Annotated in this window: 14 protein-coding genes; 6 read left to right on the forward strand and 8 right to left on the reverse strand. The window is 38.5% G+C overall.

The window, feature by feature from the left end:
* Positions 1-156 precede the first annotated feature (156 nt).
* From topA to ABJD71_RS16335, 3 genes are all read left to right on the forward strand, one after another.
* Positions 157-2,799 carry a type I DNA topoisomerase gene (topA, locus tag ABJD71_RS16325; RefSeq protein ID WP_348171830.1) on the forward strand — a complete coding sequence of 881 codons (2,643 nt, stop codon included), beginning with the start codon at positions 157-159 and terminating at the stop codon, positions 2,797-2,799.
* Positions 2,800-2,884: 85 nt separating this feature from the next.
* The gene (locus tag ABJD71_RS16330) at positions 2,885-3,454 is read left to right on the forward strand and encodes a DUF2058 domain-containing protein (RefSeq protein WP_348171833.1); all 570 of its coding nucleotides are present in this window, start codon (positions 2,885-2,887) and stop codon (positions 3,452-3,454) included.
* Positions 3,455-3,536: 82 nt separating this feature from the next.
* Positions 3,537-4,217 (forward strand): hypothetical protein, encoded by a 681-nt coding sequence (locus ABJD71_RS16335; RefSeq protein ID WP_348171836.1) that lies wholly within the window; start codon positions 3,537-3,539, stop codon positions 4,215-4,217.
* Between the two features lie 45 nt (positions 4,218-4,262).
* Here the strand turns inward: ABJD71_RS16335 and ABJD71_RS16340 are convergent, their stop codons facing one another.
* From ABJD71_RS16340 to ABJD71_RS16365, 6 genes are all read right to left on the reverse strand, one after another.
* The gene (locus tag ABJD71_RS16340) at positions 4,263-6,047 is read right to left on the reverse strand and encodes a sodium:proton antiporter (RefSeq protein ID WP_348171839.1); all 1,785 of its coding nucleotides are present in this window, start codon (positions 6,045-6,047) and stop codon (positions 4,263-4,265) included.
* 97 nt (positions 6,048-6,144) lie between these two features.
* Entirely contained in the window at positions 6,145-6,396 is a 252-nt protein-coding gene (locus tag ABJD71_RS16345; protein ID WP_348171841.1) for a hypothetical protein, read from the reverse strand.
* A gap of 162 nt (positions 6,397-6,558) precedes the next feature.
* A complete protein-coding gene (locus ABJD71_RS16350; protein WP_348171844.1) occupies positions 6,559-7,326 on the reverse strand; it encodes a 3-hydroxybutyrate dehydrogenase in 768 nt (255 codons plus the stop codon).
* A gap of 2 nt (positions 7,327-7,328) precedes the next feature.
* Positions 7,329-8,327, reverse strand: coding sequence for a prolyl oligopeptidase family serine peptidase (locus ABJD71_RS16355; RefSeq protein ID WP_348171847.1), 999 nt, complete (start codon positions 8,325-8,327; stop codon positions 7,329-7,331).
* A gap of 20 nt (positions 8,328-8,347) precedes the next feature.
* Complete coding sequence (locus tag ABJD71_RS16360; protein WP_348171972.1) at positions 8,348-9,508, reverse strand: homoserine O-acetyltransferase; 1,161 nt, start codon at positions 9,506-9,508, stop codon at positions 8,348-8,350.
* 61 nt (positions 9,509-9,569) lie between these two features.
* A complete protein-coding gene (locus ABJD71_RS16365; RefSeq protein WP_348171850.1) occupies positions 9,570-10,865 on the reverse strand; it encodes a GntP family permease in 1,296 nt (431 codons plus the stop codon).
* A 183-nt stretch (positions 10,866-11,048) separates the two neighbouring features.
* On the opposite strand from ABJD71_RS16365, the gene ABJD71_RS16370 reads away from it, so the two are divergent.
* Both ABJD71_RS16370 and ABJD71_RS16375 read left to right on the forward strand, forming a co-directional pair.
* Positions 11,049-13,379: a TonB-dependent receptor gene (locus ABJD71_RS16370; protein ID WP_348171853.1), complete on the forward strand. Its 2,331-nt coding sequence runs from the start codon at positions 11,049-11,051 to the stop codon at positions 13,377-13,379.
* A 109-nt stretch (positions 13,380-13,488) separates the two neighbouring features.
* Entirely contained in the window at positions 13,489-14,136 is a 648-nt protein-coding gene (locus tag ABJD71_RS16375) for a response regulator transcription factor (RefSeq protein ID WP_348171856.1), read from the forward strand.
* 24 nt (positions 14,137-14,160) lie between these two features.
* On the opposite strand, the gene ABJD71_RS16380 is transcribed toward ABJD71_RS16375, so the two are convergent.
* Positions 14,161-14,406 (reverse strand): Rho-binding antiterminator, encoded by a 246-nt coding sequence (locus ABJD71_RS16380; RefSeq protein WP_348171974.1) that lies wholly within the window; start codon positions 14,404-14,406, stop codon positions 14,161-14,163.
* Positions 14,407-14,667: 261 nt separating this feature from the next.
* Between ABJD71_RS16380 and dld the strand changes: the two genes are divergently transcribed.
* Positions 14,668-16,371: a D-lactate dehydrogenase gene (dld, locus tag ABJD71_RS16385; RefSeq protein ID WP_348171859.1), complete on the forward strand. Its 1,704-nt coding sequence runs from the start codon at positions 14,668-14,670 to the stop codon at positions 16,369-16,371.
* Between the two features lie 44 nt (positions 16,372-16,415).
* On the opposite strand, the gene ABJD71_RS16390 is transcribed toward dld, so the two are convergent.
* Positions 16,416-19,787, reverse strand: a complete 3,372-nt coding sequence (locus ABJD71_RS16390) for a hybrid sensor histidine kinase/response regulator (protein WP_348171862.1) — start codon at positions 19,785-19,787, stop codon at positions 16,416-16,418.
* Between the last annotated feature and the right edge of the window lie 326 nt (positions 19,788-20,113).

Raw genomic sequence — 20,113 nt, forward strand, 5'->3', positions numbered from 1 at the left:
GGGTTTTCAAAAGACATAAATAAATAAGTATGAAGAAGAACTTGTTTTCTATTCATTTTGTCGATATATGTTAAAAAGCATTTTAAAGAGGCATAGACTAACTTTAGTCTTGCTTATTATTAAAAACCTATAAAAATCAAAGGTTAAAATCAATTTATGGCAAAATCATTGGTCATTGTCGAATCACCGGCAAAGGCAAAAACAATTAATAAATATCTCGGCAAAAATTTTATTGTTAAATCTAGTGTCGGACATGTAAGGGATCTTCCTCACAAGGCTGTTGGGAAAGTTGCGCCTAAAAAACCAGCAAAAGAATTAAAACTATTATCAGAAAAGAAACGCGAAAATTACCTTAGAGATTATGAATATAAAAAGCTTGTAGATCGTATGGGGATTGATCCAAAGCATGATTGGAAAGCTCACTACGATGTATTAGAAGGTAAAGAAAAAGTTGTAAATGAATTAAAAAAATTAGCTAAGAACGCAGATACCGTTTATCTCGCAACGGATTTGGATAGGGAGGGAGAAGCCATAGCATGGCACCTTCGAGAACTAATTGACGAACCAGGAAAAGAGTTTCAAAGGGTTGTGTTTAATGAGATTACCCAAAATGCTATCCAAGAAGCGTTTGCTGCCCCGGGTGAGTTGAATATCGAGCGCGTTAATGCACAGCAAGCTAGACGATTCTTAGATCGTGTTGTGGGCTTTATGGTATCACCTTTGTTATGGAAGAAGGTCGCTAGGGGCCTTTCTGCTGGGCGAGTGCAATCAGTTGCTGTGAGGCTTGTGGTTGAACGAGAAAGAGAAATTAAAGCATTTGTTCCCGAGGAGTTCTGGGATGTGCATGCTGACTTAAATACCGCACAAAAAACCAAACTTAAAATGCAAGTGGTTAAAGAAAATGGCACTGCATTTAAACCAACTAATAAAGCGCAAACTGATGATGCAGTAAAATTTTTAGAGCAAGCTAATTATCAAGTAGTAAGTAGAGAGTCTAGACCTACACAAAGTAAGCCTTCTGCTCCGTTTATTACTTCAACTTTACAACAGGCAGCGAGTACCAGATTAGGCTTTGGCGTAAAGAAAACCATGATGATGGCACAACGGTTATACGAAGCTGGTCACATTACTTATATGCGAACAGATTCCACTAACTTAAGTAAAGACGCCGTTGATAGTTGTCGTGATTATATTACAGATAATTTTGGCAATAAATATTTACCAGAAAACCCACTTAAATACGGCAGTAAAGAAGGAGCACAAGAGGCACATGAAGCCATTCGCCCTTCTAATGTTCTGGTTAAATCAGAATCTCTAGGTGATGTTGAACGTGATGCCCAGCGTTTGTATGAACTTATTTGGCGTCAATTTGTAGCGTGTCAGATGACACCTGCTAAATATGATGCAAGTACTATACGGGTTAAAGCTGGGGAGTTTGAATTAACCGCTAAAGGCCGCGTATTAAAGTTTGACGGGTGGACTAAGGTTCAAAATCCTCAACGTAAAAAAGGCGATGAGGATTTATTATTACCCGACGTAAAAGAAGGTGAAAACCTTACTCTTAATAGCTTAGATCCTAAGCAACACTTCACGAAACCCATTGCGCGATTTAATGAAGCATCTTTGGTAAAAGAATTAGAAAAGCGAGGAATAGGGCGGCCATCTACTTACGCTAGTATTATTTCTACTATTCAGGATAGAGGCTACGCTAGAATAGAAAATAAACGCTTTTACGCTGAAAAAATGGGTGAAATTGTCAACGATAGGTTGTTAGAAAATTTCGATGATCTCATCAGTTATGATTTTACCGCGAATATGGAACAACAGCTGGATGAAATTGCTGATGGAAATGCATCGTGGAAAGGTGTGTTAAACGAATTTTATGAAGACTTTGAGGAAAAGCTTCATTTGGCAGAAAAGCCACCAGAAGAAGGCGGAATGCGTTTAAATCAGGCCGTTCCTACTGATGTTGAATGCCCTAAGTGTGGACGAGAAATGAATGTGCGTACTGCTAGCACTGGAGTATTTTTAGGTTGTTCAGGCTACAACCTGCCGCCCAAAGAAAGGTGCACTGGTACCAGAAATCTAACTTCCGGTGACGAAGTTGTAAAAGTAGAGGATGAGGAAGAGTTAGAAACCGAAGCATTACGATCCAAGCGTCGCTGTCATTTATGTGGTACCGCTATGGATAGTTATCTTGTTGATGAAACTCGAAAATTACATGTTTGTGGTAACACGCCGACCTGTGAAGGTGTTCATGTAGAAACTGGAACATTTAAAATTAAAGGATACGAAGGTCCGATTTTAGAGTGTGATAAATGTCAATCTGATATGGAGTTAAAAAGCGGTCGCTTTGGTAAGTATTTCGGTTGTACTAATGAAGAGTGTAAAAATACCCGTAAGTTACTTAGAAATGGTGAAGCAGCGCCACCTAAAGAAGACCCAACAGATTTGCCTGAACTACCTTGTGTTAAATCAGATGCTCACTTTGTGTTGCGTGATGGTGCATCAGGTATCTTTTTGGCTGCACATAACTTCCCGAAATCTAGAGAAACTCGAGCACCGCAAGTTGCTGAGTTAGCGCGATTCAGAGATCGTATTTCACCTAAGTTCTATTATTTAGCAGATGCACCAGATAAGGATCCAGATGGTAATCGAACTATCGTTCGTTACAGTCGAAAAACAAAGCAACAATATGTCATGTCTGAAAACGAAGAAGGTAAAGCAACGGGTTGGTCTGCTTGGTGTACAGATGGAAAGTGGCAAGTAGAAGATAAACGCAAAAAACCTAAAAAATAAACTAGCTTATCTTGCGATAAATAGCATGGCAGCGACTTTGGTCGCTGCCATATTTTTGTAACTTTGTTAAAAATGGCAAATCAAAATGGCCCTATCTCTTCAAGAACAATTACTTAAAGCTGGTCTTACTGACAAGAAAAAGGCAAAACAAGTTAGGCAGCAGAAACACAAACAAGCAATAGCACAAAAGAACAATAAACAGATAATAAATACTAATGAAGCCAAACTATCTGCCGAAAAGCTAATCGAAGCTAAAAAAGCTAAAGACCGCGAGCTTAATCAAAAAGCAAAACAAGAAGCGGATAAAAAAGCAATCTTGGCGCAAATAAAACAACTTATTGAGGTTAATTTACAACCAAAATTTGCAGGCAAAAATGGTGAAGACTTAGTATGTAATTTTACTGATGGCACCAAAATTAAACGGATGTATGTTAGTCAGGTTACTCACAAGCAAATCACCCAAGGAAAGTTAGCAATTGTTAAACTTAATGATGGGTATGAGCTAGTGCCAATGCCCGTTGCAAATAAAATTGCAGAGAGAGATGTAAACGTAGTTGTATATCGTGCAGATACAATTAGTGAAAGCGATCAAAAAGATAGTGAAAATGATGATTGGTATGCGGATTATGACATTCCAGATGACTTAAACTGGTAGGTAATGTGGGTTCTTAAATAACCAGTTTATGTACCTCAATTCTTTAAATAAGTACTCTAGTATACGGTGGAAACTTTTAAGCATGCTTGTTACAAAATCTCCGGCTTTTTATATTTTATTGATTGGGTTTGTATTTAACTTTGCCGAATCTAAAGAAACCATTATTTTTTCATCTCCGATTGAAAATAATACTGCTCGCATAGTGTGTGAGCAAAAGTTATTGGCCGCGTTTAAGCAAATGGGGTACTCATTCAAAGTCGATTTAATGCCTGCTGCTCGTGCATTATCTATGTCAAACCAAGGTATAACTAGCGGTGAAGTTGCAAGAATGAGTGGTCTCAGTAGTGAGTACACAAATTTAGTGCAACTTAAAGAACCATGTTACGAACATTGGGTTTATTTTTATGTAGAGTCAGGTAAAGAATTCGTTGTAAATGGCTGGCCTAGCATCCCAAAAGAATATTTATTAGGATATAGAAAAGGCATTAAATTTATTGAGTTTGCTGCTGAAAAATATGGCTTTAAATTATACGCGATGGATACGTTAGACCAGTCATTAGGCATGTTAATGATGGATAGAATCGACATCCTAGTAGGCTCTAGTACATTTCTAGTGGCATTGAGTGCTGAAATAGATGTCGGTCAAATTATAAGGCTAGAGCCTGCAGTAGAAAAGCATGAGCTCTTTCCATATATTCATAAAAAATATGAAACATTGGTTCCTGAGTTAACTGAAAAATTAGTGGCATTAAATCTACACTAATTGATTACATTTTATAAAGTTTATATACACAGTGAAGAACTAGCACTAATGAGATTTAATTAAACTTACCAATCGCCAATCAGATTTGACTTTTACTTTGTTTAACAACGTGTACATATGAACGCGGCCATTTGGTTCAATTGCACACAATAAAACCATTCGGTCACCATATTCTTTTTCATAACTATCAAAGGTAAACTCATCAGACATGCGAGTTGTTTTAATGATAGCACCTCTAGCCACATAACCTGCTAGTTTTCCATATGTACTGTCTTCAGAAAAAAGCCCTGAGTTTTTAGAAAAAGAGTCAGAAACTTGATGACTCGCTAACTTGCTAGAGTCATTTGAGTTTAAAGCGAGTACAGATCCTTTTCCAATTTGATGTTCAAAATGGTGAGTTATAAGTGGATTAAGCTGTTTGTAAGGTGACAAGATTAGCACTTTGCCAAATATCGAAAGATCCATGTGTCGTGAAGCGTGGTCTGACATAGGGTTTCCAAAATATGTTGGGATACCTTCCATACGCGCATTACTTATCGCCTCCCAGTTTGTATCAGCAATACTGACAATCACCTTTTGTTTTATTAACTCCTTTGCAAGTAAACGAGAAAAAGCACATGCACCAAATATTAAAAAACCATAAGGGGCAGGGGCACGAAGTCCCAAATATGTTGCTACTCTAACAGAAGTTAAACTTTGGATGACAACCGTTACTATTATTACTAAAAATACCATTGGTACCAATAATTCAACCTGAGCGTAATTTAATACTTCAAGCTTTAGAGCAAACAGAGCTGATACAGCCGCGGCAACAATCCCCCTGGGAGCAATCCAACTTAACAACGCAAGTTCTTGCCAAGATAATTTACTACCAGTAGATGAAATAAGTACTGAGATGGGTCTGGCGACAAACATAATGACAAGTAAGACTACACTTGCTCCCCAACCTAAATTTAGTATGGCATCAAGTTCAATTCTTGATGCCAAAAGTATGAACAACCCAGAAATTAACAAAACACTTAGGGTTTCTTTGAATTCTAAAATACTCTCTACTTCGACACGCTTCATATTTGCCAACCACATCCCCATTATGGTGACTGTTAATAAACCTGACTCATGAGCGATAAGATTTGAACCTTCGAATGCGCCTAACATTAAAGTAAGTACTGCTGTATTCACAAGGTAGTGAGGAACCAAATTGTTGCGAAGCACTAGCCCCATAAAATATCCTGACAAGACACCAAAAACAGAGCCAACAACTATAGTTTTTGCAAAAGCATAAAAGGTATGAGTTAACGCATTTTGAGTTGAAACAATAAATTCAAATACTAGTACGGCCAGCAATGCACCTATTGGATCAATGACGATGCCTTCCCACCTTAATATGTTTGATATCTTAGAACTCGGTCTTACTGTACGTAACATTGGGACTATGACTGTGGGGCCAGTTACGGTCACAATTGCTCCAAATAAAAAGGCCATTTCCCATGACATCCCTAGGGCAAAATGAGCGACAGGTGCAGCGATTAACCACGTTATAATTGCCCCTATTGTACAAAGATTACGAACCATTGAGCCATGGCCACTTAAGTCTTGAATTTTAAGAGTTAATGAACCTTCGAAGAGAATAATTGCAACTGATAAAGACACTATTGGGAATAACAAATCACCAAACAGTAAATCGGCATTTAACAGGCCAAGGATAGGGCCTGCAACAATCCCCGTAATTAAAAGGGGTAAGATTGCGGGTAGTTTAATTTTATATGATAAAAACTGGCAGGCAATGGAGAACAACCCCACCGCAACTAGTGAAATAATAGGATCGCTCAAGATTAGTCCTTTATGATTGAAGCAAGCTTACTTGCTGGCTATTATCACATGTTACTCGAACGATTTGTATAGTTCTTAAATTGAAACCAGCAGAGAGCTAATTTACCGATTTTAAATCACTTAACTCTTGATTTAGTTGGTATTTTTTATCAGTAACTATTGCTTCAAGAACTTCTAGCCTGCTTTTCACAGCCATTAATTCATTTTTTAAATTTTCTTTTTCAGAATCATTTAAGCTAACACTTAATTTGGCCATGTCTTTTTTATGGGTGCTCCAAGTTCCGTAAATAACTATGGGTAACACAAATGCAAATAAAATAATTAATGTAAAAATCATCCCAATATCCATACAAATTTCCTAACGTTTATAAGTTATCTTACAAAGGTAAAAGCATAGTGTGTGCCATAATTTAAATATGCAATATAAACAACTGGTTAGGGTGTTTCTAAGGTTTTTTGAAGGTGATGATTCTGTCAAACTCACTAATGTTTAGCCAAAGTAGCTTTAAATTTATCTAGCAGTCCATCCCCCATCAATTACTAATGCTTGTGCTGTGATGTTTTTAGCGGCATCTGTTAGTAAAAAAGCAGCCAGAGCGCCAACCTCTTCAATGTCAATAAAGGCCTTTTTAGGCATTGGCGCTAACATAATTTTATCAACCACTTCTTGTTCACTTATGTCATTTTCAATAGCCTGTGCTGCTATTTGATTTTCTACTAGAGGCGTTTTTACATATGCTGGGCATAATGTATTCACCGTCACATCACAATCGCCTGTCTCTAATGCTAAGGTTTTGGAAAAGCCTAACAATCCATGTTTTGCTGCAACATAGGCAGATTTAAAGGGGGAGGCAATAACAGAGTGTACTGAACCTATATTAATTATACGGCCGTAGTTTTGATGCCGCATTGCTGGTAAAAGTGCTTGGCTCAACAGTGCTGGTGCGACTAACATTATATCTATCAACTGCTGCCATTTATGTGATGGAAAGTCTTCCAGTTTACTAACGTGTTGAATTCCAGCATTGTTAATCAATACATCTATTGTTATCGGAGCTAAGGTTTGGGGTAAAGAAGCAACGTTTATTGCATTAGTGACATCTAACTCAAGTGCAGTAGCTTTGATATTTTCCTTATGCAGTTTGATTGAGGCTAATTCTGCCGCAGCTAAATTAATATCGGCAATTATTATATGGTGACCTAAGCGCCCTAAATGCTCTGCTATGCCAAAACCAATGCCGCTTGCGCCTCCGGTTATGAGAATGTTTTTGTTTTCCATTATTATTCTCCTAGTTTGATTTTAGCGGCAAAAGAGTTCACCATATTTTTTATGGCCTTAACTTGCTGTCCTTTTTTTGTTGCATATTTTTTGTCAGTGTAGCCCCACCAGTCCCAGCAACCTTGAGGGTTTAAGGGCATAAACATCGAATTTTTAGTTTGTGGATAAATGACTATCAGATGGTTGTTGTCAGCCCAATTATTGATGCCATTTTGAGTAACATATTGCGTGCCTATGGTTTCTTCGTTTTGTTGACAACCATGAAAATGAATATGAACTTTGCACATTTCGCCTTGTAGGCAGGTACTTGGAATGTATGCGAACCCATTTTTAGCCAATGATTGAGCAGAATCTCCCCCCAAGTTATGTTGGTCAAACTGCTGTAGTTTTCCAGTTGTTTTTGTTACTCGCGGAGCTAAAGAGTCATATAAATAGTTGAGCATTTCACCGGCCCCATCATAGTTGCAGTTACCAATAAAAGGCGCTTCAGAAACATGACATTTTGTGCCGTTTGCTAGCGTGGGAAAGTGATGTCCAAAAGGTTGGTCTGTAACAAATTTAAGTTGGTCTTCATTTAACCAGTTTTTATATTGAGTAAATAAAGCTTTACTAACTGCAGGGGCAATTGTTGTATCTTTATTTCCCCTTAGTAACCAAACCTTGCTATTTGCTATATTTTCAAGAGGATCAATATCGCCATTTTTTGCATATATATTTGCTTGTCGGTGAAGGTCTTTGTCGGTATTTTCAGTACTCTTATTAACACATTTTTCAAGGGCTTCTTTAATACTATTGTTAGCACAATAATATGGGCCAGCGGCCATAATTCCCACTTTATCAACCCACTTAGAATGGGCTATATGAAATTGATTCGCCATATATCCACCGCTAGACAAACCAGACACGGCAATTTTCTGGGTATCCAAGGTTAACGGTGTAGCATCTAAGTTTGTAATGACAGAAGTTAAACTGCCCAGTATCAATAAGGTTGTTTTTTTCATAGTTAGTCTCTAATTAGGTATCACTCTTGTTCAATAAAGTTTTTTATTTTCTCTGCTTTTTCGGTAATTTTTGCAACCCCATTTAAATGCCCTAGATTACCAGTCAGAGTATCAAGTTGGCTTGACTTGCCTTGCTCTTTTAGGCTCAGATGTACATTTTCACTGAGGTAGGGCATGAGTAATAAATCATTTGCTGATGGTATGAATAACGTTCTAGCTTCTATGCCAGAAAGGGCAGTATCTAAATTGCTGTTGTGCCCCGCTACAAATAATTGAGAAGCTCTTGCGAGGTAGAGTAGATGATTTGCGTCAAAGGTTTTCGCCCTTGCGGTAGCTGTTGTTCTCAACCATTGTACTATTCTATGAGAGTGTAATATTGAAGTCATAGGTTTGGCTTCTAAAGGTTGATGATTTACGGCAGATGAACTGCCAATATCGTTAATAAACTCTGGTGTCAGTGCATCCTGAGTGATAAACATCAGCGCGGCAATCAAGCCTTCAGTAGGCGGGGTACTATCATAGTAGTTTCCATTGTTCCAATTAGGGTCGAGCTTGATTGGAATAGTCCACTGCTCAATGAGAGCAGTAGTCCAAGCATCACTTTGAGCGCTCCCTATAATTGAAATCATTCTAGGTACCCATTTAGGGTAAGTTGTAGCCCAATCAATTGCTTGCATCGAACCCATTGAAGGGCCTATTACCGCATGTAACTTTTTAATCCCTAAGCTCTCTAGCACTAACTTTTGTATATTTACAAAATCTCTAATGGTTACAACGGGAAAAGAAAGCCCGTAGGGTTTACCTGTGTCAGGATTTATAGAAGCGGGACCGGTGGTAATCACATGTTCATTGTATGCGCCTAAGTTAGCTAAACTATCTACACTAATTACAAAATACTTATTGGTATCTATAGCTAGATTTGGACCAATTAATGCGTCCCAATAACCAGAAGTTGGATCATCATCTGAGTACTTTCCCGCTGCATGTGAGTTCGCAGAAAAATAGTGTGTAATTAAGATAACGTTATCTTTATTAGCGTTTAATGTTCCGTAACTTTCCCAGCCCACAGCGACCTGTTTAATGACTTGGTTATTAAAGGTTTTAAAATTTTCAGTCTCAAAACGCTGCTTTATTACAAGAGGTTTAGCAATTAGCGCCGAAGACATACTAAGCCAAGTCATGAAGATTGAAATTTTGGCTATAGATAGTAATGATGACATGAAAACAAATTCCTATAAGAGTTTAAAAAATGCAAAAAAGAGTGATAGCTAATGCTACACCACAAAGCGGAACTACAACTGTTAACGCTCCCAGTGGCCAGTAAGCCCTTTGATGTGTTTCATGGCATATCGCTCTAATAGTTGTAACAACATAACCATTATGAGGCAATGAATCTAATGCTCCTGATGAGATGGCAACAATGCGATGTAACTCTTCAGGATCGACGCCTTGGTCTACATAATGAGGGGCAATAAGGGGTAGGGCAATTACTTGCCCGCCAGATGCTGAACCAGTAAGGCCAGCAATGACACTAATTGCGATGGCTGCACCAATAAGTTCATTTCCAGGGATTTGTGTCATTATTTCTACTGCAGAATGAAATGCTGAAGTAGATTTAGCTATACTACCAAACCCAACAACTGCTGCGGTGTTACCTATAGCAATGAGTGCGCTTGTTGTGCCTGCTGTTATGGCATTTTGCAAACTATTAAAATAGTTACGATTTACCAGCATTAGACATAAAACCCCGCCGCCTAAGGCCACAATTAATGCCATTTGCTGTAAATGTTGATGTAAAGTGAACGACAAAATTAATACCACTAATAAAGGTAAAATCCCTGTAAATGGGTGAGGGTAATTTCGTGCCTCTATTTTTGGGTCATGGTCTCGCACTTCAAAGCACTCTCCGTTGGCTAACGCTTTGTTAATCATGCGTCGTATCCACCAAAAGCCAAAACTAGCCATAAATATGGCCACCACTAAACTCACTTCCCAACCTGCGAAAGGAGAGGTCCCTAGGTATTTTATGGGGATCCAATTTTGAATTTCTGGTGAGCCTGCAGATGTCATAGTAAATGTGACCGAGCCAAAGGCTAAAGTTGCCGGTATAAATCGTCTAGGCAAATTAGCATCTTTAAATAAACTAATTGCCATAGGATAAACAGAGAAAGCCACTACAAAAACACTTACTCCACCATAAGTTAAAACAGCACAAGCTATTACCACTGCTAAAACCGCTTGTTTTCTTCCTAACTTGTTAATTATCCATTGAGATAAAGCGTCAGCTGCCCCAGTATCTTCCATGAACTTCCCGAATAGTGAACCAAGTAGGAACATGAAAAACCAAGCAGCTATAAAAGCAGAAAACCCCTGCATATAGGTTTCAACAAAGTTATTTTCACCTATGAAAATAGGTAAACCGCTGGTTATCGTGACAAACAAAGCACAAAGTGGTGCCGCGATAAATAGGTTCACTCCACGAACAGTTAAAACTATAAGCAGAAATAGTCCACCTATTAAGCCAATTAGACTAAGCATATGATATGTTTCCTTAAATTAAGTCTGAGACCGCAGACCAACAGAAAGGATGGGTTGAAGTGTGTGTCATAGTGTAAAAAAAGCCCATAGTACTATGGTACTAAGGACGAATTGATTGTTCTAGATTAAGGTAGTTAAGACCGCAGCATTCAGAATTATATAAAACTGATATTCGAGGAAATAATGAAAACTATAAATTACACACCCCGTATTACAGGTGCTACCAAACTGTTCAATCAATCACTTTGCGCAATAGCCGTAGGAGCCATACTTAGCACTAGTGTTTATGCTCAACAAGAAAGCAAAGGTCTTGAGCGGATTGAGGTTACCGCTCGAAAAACAACGGAAAGCTTACAAGAGGTACCTCTTGCTGTTACTTCAATTGGAGAGTTGGAGCTAAATGCATTAGGTATTGCTGTTATTACCGAGATTCAGCAGTTTTCTCCCAATACAACTCTTCAAAATAGTCGGGGAACTAACTCTACGTTAACCGCTTTTATTCGTGGGGTAGGGCAACAAGACCCGCTTTGGGGCTATGAGCCTGGCGTAGGAATTTATGTGGATGATGTATACATTGCCCGTCCACAAGGTGCTGTACTAGATTTATTAGATGTCGAAAGAATTGAAGTATTACGTGGCCCACAAGGATCTCTTTATGGCAAAAACACCATAGGCGGTGCCATCAAATATGTTACGAAACAAATGTCTGGTGATACTGCGTTCAACTTGTCTGGAACCCTTGGTAGCTACGCTCAGCGAGACATTAAAATAACGGGTCAATTACCTGTTATTGAAGACAAATTATACATTGGAGTAGGCTATGCTGATTTAAGTCGAGATGGATTCGGCAAATATTTAGAGTCGGCATTACCTAATCAAGATTTAGAAAACTACAATAAAGATCTTTGGGCAGCTCGGTTTAACGTTGAGTTCCACGCGAGCGAAGATTTATTCTTTAGAGTTAGATGGGATAAAACAGAAGATACTTCAAATTCAAAGGGGGGCTATCGGCTTTTACCTAGTCGCTTAACTGATGCTCCTGTTCCAAGCAGTGTGTTCGACTCTTATACTAGTTTACCAACATACAATCGTGTTGAATTAGACGGCTATAGTTGGTTAGCTCAATATGATGTGTCTGATGCTTTACAGGTCAAATATATAGGCTCACATAGAGAAGGATACTCAGCGACAAACATAGATTTTGATAATACAGCTTTGGATATTTTTGATGTGCCTGCTGAGTATGATGATAGTAATGATACACATGAAGTGAACCTTAGTTATGGAGTCGATGGTTTATCTTTTGTAGCTGGTGTGTATTTTTATGAAGGCGAGTCATGCGGGAATTTTGATGCTATTTTAGGGTTTTTAGGCAGGGCTGCGTTCGGTACGCCAGGCCTCACTAGAGAAGTTTCTGGTTGTAATAATAGTGAAAGCCAAGCCGTGTATGGGCAGAGTAGTTTCGATGTGTCTGAAAATTTATCTATGTCAGTTGGCCTTCGGTATACAAAAGAAGAAAAATTAGCTTACGTAAATAACGGCCTAATATTCGATAATGTTTACCCTTATTCTAACTGGGTACCCGGTTATGTGAGACCTGATGGCGACATAGTGCCGCAAGTATTAGGAACTGACAGTAATGGTGACGGCGTGTTAAATGCGCCCGCAAAAGAAGACTGGTCAAGGTTGACTCCTAGCTTTAGTGTTGAATACCAATATGCTAAAAATATTATGTTTTACGCCAGTTATGCTCAGGGCTTTAAATCGGGGACATTCAACCCAAGGGCTACCATAAATGAGCCATCAGTGGATCCTGAAGTAGTTGACTCGTTTGAAATTGGGATGAAAAGTGACTGGAATGATAAACTAAGAGCTAATGTCACTTTGTTTGCTTTAGACCATAAAGATCGCCAATACATTTCTGTGCTACCTGTTAGCTCTCCTGAAGACTTACAGCAAATTTTGGGTAATGTAGGCAGCTCAACCGGGCAAGGGGTTGAAGCAGAGTTTACGTATGCTGCCACTGACGATTTAACCTTTGACCTAGCCCTAGGTTATATTGATGCTGAATTTAGTGAAGTGATCCAAGAAACAACAGACGGACCAGTTGATATATCTGATTCATTTGCCATTTCTAACACACCAGAATATACGGCAAATTTTGCCACAAACTATGTATGGTCTTCTGATATTGGTGATTTGGTATTTAGTGCTAATTATTATTATCGAGATGATTATACTATTACAGAGACTGCAAATAGCTTAATCACTCAAGATGGTTATGGTTTACTTAACATGAGTGTATCTTGGACCAGTGTTGAAGGTGATTGGTATGGAGGTATACATGCTAAAAACCTTACGGATGAAGAGTATGTAGTAGGGGGCTATCAATTTGTTACAGAAAATCCAGACGACCCAACAGGTTACACCGCTGGTACCGGTGGCGATAACACTCTAATTGGCTATTATGGTGATCCGTTGACATTTAGCTTAACGTTAGGATATAGGTTTTAATTTCCATACTTCTTACACAGGCAGCTAAGGCTGCCTTTTTTATTGCTTTTAATACACTATCTATTTTACTCTTTAGGTTTTATTGTCAGTGCTCTTCAAGGATTAACCCATGCCAGCTCGTGCTATTGTAGCAGATGACCACCCGATATTTCGAAGTGCACTAAAGCATGCCGTATTTGAAAGCTTGGGGGATAACATTTTAGAGGCATCTAATTTTAGCGAAACTGAAGCTCTACTCTCGGTAAATGCAGAAATTGAACTGGTATTTTTGGATCTCAATATGCCAGGCAATATGGGATTAACTGGCTTAACTACTCTGCGTAATAATTACCCAGATGTTTTGGTCGTTATTGTGTCTGCCGAAGAGCGCCCAGAAATTATCAAGAAGGCTATTGATTTTGGCTCTAGTGGATATATTCCAAAATCAACGCCTTTGCCTCTCATTACCTTTGCGGTGACACAAATTTTGGATGGTCAAATTTGGATGCCTGAAGACATGATGAATGATGTTCAAGAACATGATAATTCAGAATATAAACGCTTTGCGAATCACTTAGAGTTACTTACACCTCATCAATTTCGAGTATTACAAATGATGGCTGACGGATTATTAAATAAGCAAATCGCTTATGAATTAAAAGTTAGTGAATCCACTATAAAACAGCACGTTTCAGCTGTTCTCAATAAATTAAATTTTAACAACCGGACGCAAGCCGGAGTGATGTTTAAAAGTGTCATGAATACAACGGAAGGGTAATGTATTTGTCATATTTTTGAGTGATTATTTAAAGTTCACGAACTTAAATTGAGCATGATTATTTAGAACTTCCATTGTAGATATTGAATTTAACACTATTAGCACATCCATTTTGTCGATTTTCATTTTTATACACTCGTCTGACTGTTCATTTCGATTGGTATTCATAGCCTTTCCAAGTAAAATTGTACCGGAATCTAACGTTAGCTTAAGTGTGTAGCCATGCATACAAGCCAGTTCTATATAGTCATAATGCTCACAAGATATCATCAATATAAACCTTCTTAGTTTGTCAGGACATTTAAAATAAAGTGTAGATGTGAGTCGAGGTTACTTTATTTTTTAGTACAGCCTTAGATTAATTGCTTTAAGCGATTAAGATACCCGTTGAGCCAAATTTTGATAATAAGTATAAAAATATTTTTGTATTTATGTATCCGCCAGATTACCCTCTTCAGCAGCATGTAATAACAATGTTTGGTTGACCATAGCCTTAGCTTCTATAGTCTCAAGTTTAATTAGGATAGTTTTATGTCACCACACCCACTTATTGGTGAGTTAGTTTCCATTTTAACGATTGATAATGTCGCTGTTGGTGCGCGTAATACCGAATACTATCGCAAGGGTTGGCGTTCTGGTGGAGGCTCAGCACTTGCTGTGGCTTTTCCTCAAACCTTAGTTGAGTTTTGGAGGGTGTTACAAGCTTGTGTTAAAGCTGATTGTATTATTGTGATGCAAGCGGCTAAAACAGGCCTAACTGAGGGCTCGACCCCAAGCGGTCATGATTATGATCGAGAGGTGGTCGTAATTAATACACTCGCAATGGACACACTTTTGATGTTAGGGGCGGGAGAGCAAGTTATCGGTTTGCCAGGCACAACCTTACACACTCTTGAGAAAACTCTAAAACCCTTAAACAGAGCACCTCACTCTGTGATTGGCTCTTCATCTTTAGGCGCTTCTATAGTGGGAGGTGTTGCTAATAACTCAGGCGGTGCCCTTGTCAAAAGAGGCCCAGCATATACCGAGTTGTCAATATTTGCATGGGTAAACGCTAAAGGTGAATTACATTTGGTTAATCACCTTGGTATTGAATTAGGTCAAGAACCAGAAGAGATTCTGGCGAACTTAGAATCTGGAAATTTTGATGCTAGTAACTTTGCCTCCGACAAAAAAGCATCCGCCACAGACTATGTTGAGCTCATTCGCGATGTTGAAGCGGATACACCTAGCCGCTTTAATGCCGATCCTAATCGTCTTTTTGAATCCAGTGGTTGTGCCGGAAAAGTCGCAGTATTTGCTGTGAGATTAGACACCTTCAGTGTGGCTAAAAAAGAACAGACTTTTTACATTGGCACTAACGACCCTAAAGTACTGAGTAAAATACGTAAAAATATGTTATCTCAATTTAAGAATTTACCTGAAGTAGGGGAATATTTACATAGGGATTGTTTCGATATCGCTAACCATTACGGTAAAGATACATTCTTAAGCATATTGCACTTAGGAACTGACGATTTACCTAAAATGTTCGCCATAAAAGGACGCATTGACTCAGCCCTTAACAAAGTGCCATTTTTACCAAAGTACTTAACCGATCGCGTTATGCAAGGAGTGAGTCATATATTTCCTAATCATTTGCCAAAACGGATGCTGGATTATAATGAAAAATATGAACATCACCTGTTATTGAAGATGAGTGATGCAGGTATTGCTGAAGCCCATCATTACTTGAGTGACTTTTTTACGCAAAAATCAGACGTGGGTGACTATTTTGTATGTGATGAAGATGAGTCTTCTAGAGCATTTTTACATCGTTTTGCCGCAGCAGGGGCTGCTATCCGATATCAGACCTTAAAATCTAAAAAAGTGGGAGACATTTTGGCTTTAGATATTGCCCTTCGTCGCAACGATATGGAGTGGGTTGAAGAGTTTCCAGAGAGTATTTCACAATGTATCGAGAAAAGCCTTTATTACGGTCACTTTTTTTGTCATGTGTTTCACCAAGATTATGTACTTAAAAAGGGTACAGATGCCAAACAGGTGAAAAAGCAAATGTTAGCTTTACTTGATTCAAGGGGGGCCAAGTACCCTGCAGAGCATAATGTTGGTCACCTGTACGAGGCGGAGAGTGAATTACAGAAGTTTTATAGAAAACTAGACCCAACTAATACCTTTAATCCTGGAATAGGAAAAATGGAAAAAACCAAGCGTAATTGTGCTTGCTGTGTCTAATAGTATATTTAGTAAACTTGGCTTTGTGATGACTTTTAATCTGACTAGATGCCCGCTTGTATAATGAACCTCTTTAACGCTGCGGGTTTGATGGGTTTAGGTAAATACTGAAGCTGTCCTTCAATTGCTAAGTTTCGGACGGCTTCGGTACGGTCTGCACTACTCAGTACCGCAGGTATAGTTTTTTGCCATTTTTGCCTAATTAGGTTTGCGGCCTGTATACCTGTCTCATTGTTATTCAAGTGATAATCTAGAAACAATAAGTGAGGACAGCTTGGGCTGTGTTTTAGCGCCTCTGAAGCGCTGTTAAAAGGGTATACTGAAGCCCCCCAACTCAGAAATAGATGGCGAATCGCTTCAATGGTATCTAAGTCATTTTCAATAATCACAACTACTTTATCACGCATTAATTCTGATGAATTTGATTGAATGATAGTAGGTGTAGATTTAATGGTTTGGGCGACAGACGTGCTGGGTAAAGTGATGTGAAAACAACTCCCTTGTTCCAGTTTTGATTCAACGGCTACAGAATGATGAAGTAGTGCACTAAACCTGTCTACTATGGTCAGTCCTAATCCTAGCCCCTGATTTTTATGATGTTCATCTAGTTGATTGAACTCTTCAAAGATAGCCCCTTGTTGACTTTCTGCAATCCCTTTGCCTGTATCATAAACTCTAATATTAAGTTGTTGTTTGAGGCGTTTGGCCACCACTAAAATTTTTCCTGAATCAGTATATCGAACCGCGTTAGAGATCAAATTTTGTAAAATACGCCTTAGTAATTTTTTGTCCGAAGTCACTACACAAGTACAGGCTACATACTTCAACGTTAACCCTTTGTGAGCAGCTAAAACCGAGAAATCTTTGATCAAAGGGGTCAGTAGTTCACTCAGCGGAAAATTTTGTAGTTTAGGAATAAGTACTCCAGAGTCTAACCGCGTCATATCGAGTAGGGTCGATAGTAACTCTTCAGCATTGCCTAAAGATTGAACCAAGCTTTGGCTCATTTCTTTTAGCTCTTTATTGGGCGCTTTTTCTTTAATTAAAGACGCAAATAAACTGGCAGCGTTAAAGGGTTGCATAAGGTCATGTCCAGCAGCGGCTAAAAATTTACTTTTACTTTCATTCGCTTGTTCTGCCTCTTGCCTTGCTTCATCAAGGGCAATATTGGCCCTTTCTAATTCTGTGGTGCGCTTTGCAACTCGGGATTCTAGGTGTTGTTTCGATTGTTGTAATTGTTGCTGAATACTAATGTAGTCTGTTATATCACTATATGTAGTCACAAACCCGCCTCCAGGGAGTGGACTGCCATTTACTTCAATTGTCTTACCATTTTTTTGCTCTCGAACATATTTGTAAAGACTTCCTTCTCGCATAAACTCCATACGCTTTTTAATTTCTGCATCGATTTGTTGCTTATTGCCAAATAAGCCTCTTTGAGCATTAAAAATTAACAAGTTTTCAATAGGTATACCCACAGTGACTAAACCTGAAGGGTAATTGAACATTTGAATATAGCGTTGATTCCATGCCAAAAGGTTTAAGTTCACATCTACTACGCATATACCTTGTTGGATATGCTCAACCGAAGACTGTAAAACTTCATGATTAAAGTGAAATGTTTGGCTGGCTTCTTCAACCAGTTCAACTAATTCGGCAAGCGCTACATCTTTTTTTTCTGCGATAGCAGACAGTAGAATTCTGGCGCTGACATTACCTACTTGATTGGCTATTTCATTTTCAAAATTTGCGAGCAACTTAGGGCTGGCATAGGCCGATGTTTGTTCTGAGGGTAAATTATTCAATAGATATTGGTGTCTGTCTTTGTCTAACACTTTTTCTGTAATCGCTAATAATCTAGAAATTTTAGTGGCTTTATTTTGGGCTGAAAAGCTTTGCTTGGCTAAAGATTTAGTTGGTTGTGTTTTGGTGGCAGGAAAAATAAAACTAAACAAGACAAAGCAACTTAAATTAATTATTAAACTTTTTACAAAGCCAAAAGCAAGCTGCAAATCGCTAGGAGGTGGTTCAAAGTAGTAACTTGCTGTGATGCTAGGCCACAGTAGCCAGTAGGCCCAACATGTTGCACCAGCTATTAAGGCAATCATAGCCGCATTTTTATTGCGCTCTCGCCAATATAACCCGCCAATAATAATAGGAAACGTTTGCGATAATAAAGCAATTGCAATTATGCCACTTTTTACTAATGGGGCAGTTTTACTGATATCAAGATGGTATAAATAGGCTATTCCCATAACTAGAAGCACAGTTACGCGACGAGTAAATAGCATTGCTTTAGGAGTCAGGTTATGTTGATGCAATCTTTGTAATTGAATTTTTAGTCTAAGTGGTGTGACTAAATTATTCGAAATCATAATCCCCATCGCTAAAGTGGCAATTATCACCATACTGGTCGCAGCTGATAATCCACCAATAAATGCAATTAACGCAAGACTCTGGTTTTTATCATATAAGGGTAAGGCTAACGCATAGGTATCAGTACTGACTGTTGTGGTATCAAAAATGATATGACCGGCTACACCAATGGGTAACACAAATACGGTCATTAAGCATAGATATAGGGGGAAAAACCAACGGGCTGTTCTTAGTTCTTCTGTGCCATTATTTTCAACAAAATTGATATGAAATTGCCTTGGTAGGCAAAACATTGAACATACGCCAAGTAACATGTGGCTTAAATAAACCCATATGGCCGAATCTGCCTGTATGATAGTTTGACTTTTGGGGTGCAATTGGGCTTGTCCAAATAAGTCTAACACCCCATCAAACATGACATAGCAAATATACCCGCCCACAATGCATAGTGCGCCTAATTTAACTATCGACTCAAAAGCGATAGTAACCATCAAACCAGGGTGTTTATCGCTTGCACTTAAAGATTTAAGCCCAAAAAGAATAGTAAACAGTGCCATGAATATGGCGACATATGCGCCTATATTAGTGCCCCAGCTCACATCGTTACCCACTAGCAATGAAACACTTTGGCTAACTGAATCTAGTTGCAGTGCAATATAAGGAATAACACCGACTAGGCATAACAAGGTTACGATTGCTGCTAATAAATAAGACTTTTCGAAGCGCAAACTAATAAAATCAGCCAGTGAATTAACTTGGTGTTGATGACACAAAGAGCTTATTTTTCGTAACACTGGGTGACAAAATAAAAATACACAGATTGCCCCCAAATAGGTAGGTATAAACGCCCATCCATATTGGGTTGCTTGTGTGGTTGTGCCAAAAAAAGCCCATGATGTGCAGTGAACACCCAACGCCAAGCTATAAATAAATGGGTGTTGCTGCTGTCCTTTGTAGCGCTTTTCAGCCCAAAACGCTATACCAAACAATACAAGTAAGTAACAAATTACAACGGCTGATACTGTCCATACGTTAATCATTATTATCTAATTTTGGTTCTAGTGTTAAGGGGCCGTTTATCTGTTGTACTGCATGCATACTGCTGCAGCTCACATTGAATTAGCACAACTACATTATCATCGTTCTTGACTCTATAAATAGTGCACAGATTGCTTTAAAAATATTCACCAAAGGTAAACCGCCTAAATTAGTTGATATACTCTACCTGTAGCGCAATCAATATAAAAGTCGACTTTAAAGCACTCAAAAGCAGCTTATTTAAGATAAATCAAAAAAACATCAAATATCTGCCTTGAAGCTTGTAAATATAACCCCATTAAAAGTGGCAGTTATAACTTTGCTAAAG

This window comes from Paraglaciecola sp. (assembly GCF_039943935.1).
Classification (GTDB): Bacteria; Pseudomonadota; Gammaproteobacteria; order Enterobacterales; family Alteromonadaceae; genus Paraglaciecola.

Excerpts from the sequence above, each read along its gene's own strand:
- ABJD71_RS16335 (WP_348171836.1), top strand. The coding sequence starts at position 3,537 with ATGCTTGTTACAAAATCTCCGGCTTTTTATATTTTATTGATTGGGTTT.
- ABJD71_RS16350 (WP_348171844.1), bottom strand. The coding sequence starts at position 7,326 with ATGGAAAACAAAAACATTCTCATAACCGGAGGCGCAAGCGGCATTGGT.
- ABJD71_RS16330 (WP_348171833.1), top strand. The coding sequence starts at position 2,885 with ATGGCCCTATCTCTTCAAGAACAATTACTTAAAGCTGGTCTTACTGAC.
- ABJD71_RS16355 (WP_348171847.1), bottom strand. The coding sequence starts at position 8,327 with ATGAAAAAAACAACCTTATTGATACTGGGCAGTTTAACTTCTGTCATT.
- dld (WP_348171859.1), top strand. The coding sequence starts at position 14,668 with ATGTCACCACACCCACTTATTGGTGAGTTAGTTTCCATTTTAACGATT.
- ABJD71_RS16390 (WP_348171862.1), bottom strand. The coding sequence starts at position 19,787 with ATGATTAACGTATGGACAGTATCAGCCGTTGTAATTTGTTACTTACTT.
- topA (WP_348171830.1), top strand. The coding sequence starts at position 157 with ATGGCAAAATCATTGGTCATTGTCGAATCACCGGCAAAGGCAAAAACA.
- ABJD71_RS16370 (WP_348171853.1), top strand. The coding sequence starts at position 11,049 with ATGAAAACTATAAATTACACACCCCGTATTACAGGTGCTACCAAACTG.
- ABJD71_RS16345 (WP_348171841.1), bottom strand. The coding sequence starts at position 6,396 with ATGGATATTGGGATGATTTTTACATTAATTATTTTATTTGCATTTGTG.
- ABJD71_RS16365 (WP_348171850.1), bottom strand. The coding sequence starts at position 10,865 with ATGCTTAGTCTAATTGGCTTAATAGGTGGACTATTTCTGCTTATAGTT.
- ABJD71_RS16380 (WP_348171974.1), bottom strand. The coding sequence starts at position 14,406 with ATGATATCTTGTGAGCATTATGACTATATAGAACTGGCTTGTATGCAT.
- ABJD71_RS16360 (WP_348171972.1), bottom strand. The coding sequence starts at position 9,508 with ATGACTTGGCTTAGTATGTCTTCGGCGCTAATTGCTAAACCTCTTGTA.
- ABJD71_RS16375 (WP_348171856.1), top strand. The coding sequence starts at position 13,489 with ATGCCAGCTCGTGCTATTGTAGCAGATGACCACCCGATATTTCGAAGT.